Source organism: Salirhabdus euzebyi, assembly GCF_014207435.1.
GTDB lineage: Bacteria > Bacillota > Bacilli > Bacillales > Alkalibacillaceae > Salirhabdus > Salirhabdus euzebyi.
Genome location: NZ_JACHGH010000006.1, coordinates 254507 through 259413, shown reverse-complemented (window position 1 = coordinate 259413; position 4907 = coordinate 254507). Strand labels below are relative to the sequence as shown.

General features: G+C 34.6%; 2 protein-coding genes. Both read right to left on the bottom strand.

The genetic code is table 11. The features are described 5' to 3' along the window. The coding region (locus tag HNQ94_RS12055) for a M14 family zinc carboxypeptidase (protein ID WP_184351838.1) at positions 1-2222 on the bottom strand (2222 nt) is incomplete at its 3' end. Between the two features lie 334 nt (positions 2223-2556). After that, on the bottom strand, positions 2557-4907 hold a 2351-nt coding region (locus HNQ94_RS12050; protein WP_184351837.1), incomplete at its 5' end, for a PA14 domain-containing protein.

Here is a 4907-nt window from a genome sequence, read left to right as displayed (position 1 = left end):
TCTTCACCAGCTGGTACATTCACTCGGTCCTTAATGGTTAACTTCACACTATCTTCTCTAAACCCACTATTAGTCCAACGGTCTATTACTAACTCACCATCAACATAAACACGGATCCCATCGTCTGCTCTTGCACGTAAGATGTATTCACCAGACTCCACTCTTTTTGCTGTTGTGTATCTAGCTGAAAAATGGTCAACTGGTAATCCCGAAAATGGACTTCCCGCCTGAAAGTTTTCATGAAGATTTTCTTTTTCTATTACCTTAGCTGCCGTCGGCATCCCTGATAAGGTTCTATTTGGATAATAATAAGCTAACCAAGAGTCAAATGGAACTACATCTGAAAAGACTGCTGCTCGACCTACCAGCTCAAAGTATTTGGTCTTTACTTCGTGATGACCTTCCGGAACATCAAGCCATAACGCTCTTTCTGTAACACCTTTAAAATCAGTTAATCTATCAATAAATGTTTCTCCATCTATTTCAACCTTTATACCATCATCAGCATATGTTTGGATGAAATAATCACCGTTCTTATATATTCCTGACTGATCAAACTCAGCTGAAAAATCATCACTTGGTATTTCAGGTCCTGGACTTCCAAGGCCCCAATTGTAGTGTACAGATTTCCCAACTATTGTAGGTATTTTCACATCTGGCCGCAACCACAATTGGTTATCAGGTGTTTGAATTTGCACCCAATCATTCCACTTATATAACCCTTGGTAATTACCAGGATCAATGATAAATTCGTCCTGATTATTTTTAACATTTGGTACAGAATAACTATACTTTAAATGATCTATTTCAATAATTTCATTTATCTTAACTGGTAAAAAATTTAAAATTTCGTTATTCGGATTAATCCATTTTTCCCCAGAGTCCGTTTGTATTGCATACCAATCATTCCATTTTTTAACCGCTTTAACTACTTGAGGCTCTAGTAGTTCAGAAGTAACCCCTAATGGTACCGGTACATTTGATACAGATGTTTTTTCTGTTAGTAATATCGACATATCTATTACAGAATAATTACCAGTAATTGCGTTCTTCGAAGTAATCCACTTGTTCCCATTTTCAGTCATAATACGATACCATGACCCTGATTTGGCGTTTACAGTATATTTGCCAGGACTTAAAGTGATATTTGTTTTATGCTTTTCACCTGGTTTATCATAAAGGATTTCACTTTGAAAGATAGTAATTTCAAAATTAGATATGTCAACTTTAGCATCCCAAAGCTTTTTTCCTTCAGAAGCAATATATAAACCCATACTTTTGTTTCGTATCCATTCTTCATGGAAAACTGAAAGAGGAGGGCTCGTTTCAAAGACATAATAACTAACTTCAGGAGTAAAACCCGGTCTTTTAAACTCTTGAATAAACCAGTCGGTATAACCCATACCAGATGCATTCGGATCTGGCTTTACAAGACTATAACCAGTAATATTGGAAATTGTCTGTGCCAAGCCAAGATCTCGGTTATAATTACTTGGTAAAGTACGATAATACCAATATAGGATTCTACCTGAAGAATGATAGGCCACAGAAATCTCTGGATCTATAAGATAAGTGAAATGTGCTATCGTCTTTGCCTCTGGTGCAGTTAGTGGAGCTGTTCCAGGGTAATTTTTATACGACGGAGCAGTAACTTCTCTATTTGTCCATCCAGCAGGATATTGTCTATTTAAATCAACGCCTTGGGCATTTGCTTTCCATCGTTTAAAGTCTAAACTTCCTTTATTCATATTGATTAATTTACTACGTTCATTTGCAGGAAATGCATTGACTCCAGATTGTTGCAGGGTTACACCATCTGGATTTACCATTGGTACGAACCATATGGTACTTTCATTTAGCAATTTCCTAACATTGTATCCTTCAAAAGTATGATTATATTTGTAGGCTTCACTATATTGATCAATCATTTCCATTACTAGATTTGTAGTTATCCATTCCCTCGCATGATGTGAAGCATTAAAAAATACTGTGGCATCTCCTTTCCCTAATTTCACAGCCCATATTTCCCTACCATATGGGGTTCTACCAAGTGATTGATAGCTAATTAAATCAGGATACTTTTCTGCTAAATTCTTAATATCTGCTGTCATCCTATCATAGGAGTAAACTTGGATTGGGTTAACTGTACTATCAGCATTAATAGCAGTTACTGGTAATAAAAGAAACAGCAAAGTTAGTAAATATAAGAGTTTATACTTCATAATTCTACAAAGTTCCCCTCTATTAATATAGTTATAAATAATTATACTAGAACAAGCTAAATAATTGGAAGATAAATAGAAATTAATTTTAATGATATGACTTAATAAATGAAAAGGTGTTAAATTTTCTATCTACTAATATTATGGATATTAAATTATTCTCAATTGTTTGGTTGATCATTTTGATAGATTTCACCATGATGAAGGTGAATATTCCACTATAATTTTATTATACTAAAAGATTTAAAGGCAAGAGGTTATTATATTAAAGAAAACAATTCAATAAGAATACTAAAAAACTCCGGTATGATATTACCGGAGTTTTGCTTAAGTTTTAATTTAAATAATTTGGTTCATCAAATACTAATTGATAATCAGAAAGTAAGTCATACAAATTTTTAATTCGTTTAACTTGTTTTACAGCCCAACCTATATCAGTTGCATACTGATGGGTTCCAGGGTAAGCAGGATTCCACCTCATCTTATATAACGTATCCTGACCAACGTGTATATACTCTTTCGCAATGAATTCCGCACCACCAACTATTGCTTTTTCAGGTGAAGTCCAGTCCATTTGATAAGCATACTCAGAACCACATCTTAAAGGGCAAGAATCCTTCGCATTAATACCATACATATTATAAACAACTTTAGGTTCAACAGCTTGTCCATCTATACTCGATACAAGTATTCCTTCAGCTAAATCAGATTTGCCATTTCCCGTTTCTAATAAAGCATGAGCGATGAGATACACTTCGTTAATTCCAAATTTTTGGCCCGCTTCTATAAATGAAGATGCCTTATTCTCAAGGACACCTTTTCCTTGTAAAATCTTACTATTAACTTCATTTATATTTAGACCTGCACTTTCTGATAGTTTAAGAAATTGAAAGTATTCAGTTGAACCTATGGTAAAGTTCTTTGGATTAACATAATATTCAACATCAATTGGCAATGGATTAATCCACGCAGCAATTTGATACCAACTTAGTTGCCCTTCGATGTCTATTTTCTTTAATAAAAACACTTCGGTATTATTATTAATTGTGCCCACAATATCATAATTAGTACCTGGACCATTTCGTACATTCCATCCAGTTCCATTAATTCTCCAAATTCCTTTAGAGTCTTTATAAAGGGCATCCTCTCTTACATATTTATTATGCAGATCTGTTTGAGGTCCGCTATTCATTTGAATATTTAAAACTTCACTTAATGAGTAATCATAAGAAGTAGATAAATAGATTGGACCTTCTATTTTAGTAATATTAAATTGTAGATTAGCAAAACCTGTATATTCAACATACTCTATTTTTACTTCATGAGTACCTGAATTTAATTTTATTCGTTTAAAATAGCCGTCGGGGTTATTCACCCATCCATCTATTGTCAAATTACCATTAATATATACTCTCGCACCACTATCAGCTTGTAAATTTAATAGGTATTCTCCAGTTGTAGAGGTAGTAAATTTCTTTTTGTAAATTGCAGAAAAGTTATCTACAGGTATTTTGGTTGATGGAGAACCTTCACCCCAGTCACCATATGATGCGTTAAGTTCATTTATTGGTGATAAGCTTCCTACTCCACCCACAATTATTGGGTTTCCTCCAAATGTATTATTAGAATATAGTTCACCAATCCAAGTATCTTTATAAGCATCTTCATATGGCAGTATTGATACCTCCAATTTCCCTACATTTAGGTTGTCATAATACTCCACTTCAATCCAGTGAATATCCTGTTCATCCAGTGGTACATTTGTACGATTGGCAATTGAAAGTTTAACACTTTCTTCTCTATACGCACCATTTGACCAGTTATCTAATACTAATTTTCCATCCACAAAGACCCGAACTCCATCATCTGCTTTTGTTCTTATTATATATTCCCCGGCCTTAATTTTTTTTGCGGTAGCATATCTAACTGAAAATTCATCAGAAGGGAAACCCTCTATAATACTACTATCAACGTGATCTTCATATAGTTTTTTATCATTGCCTACAGGATGGATGACCTTAGCTGCTGATGGAACTCCTGTTAGACTATCATTTGGGTAGTAGTACGCAAGCCATGAATCAAAAGGGACCACATGTGAATATATAAATGACCTAGAGACATTTTCATAATAACTTGTTCTAATATTGTGGTTTCCACTACTAACTCCAAGCAATAGAGCTCTATCGACAATTCCAGTATAGTCTGTCCAACGGTTTATGACAGTCTTTCCATCTACCTTCACTTGGACTCCATCATCCGCAAATGTTTGTACAAAATAATTACCTTCCTTTAATCTCTGTGATTGGTCAAACTCTGCCTTGAAATTATCCGATGGAAAGCCGCCTGGTCCTGTATAACCCCAGTTTTCTTGGACTTGTGTTGTATATTTATAATATAGTTTTTCTGAACTTATCTTTTCTTGGTCAAATGAAATTGATGCACCATATGCAGATTCAAAATACTCTATGGTAATAATGTGCTCCCCACCAGTGACATATACTGCATTTTTGTTATCTAGCAAACCTGTATTTGGCCATGCATCAATGATTACCTCGTTATCTAGCTTAACACGAACACCATCATCTCCGTTTACGCTAAACACGTATGTTCCGGCCTCTAACTGAACCTTCTTCGTAAACCTAGCTGAAAAATTGTCAGTCGGAATAGATTGAGCAGGTGATCCAT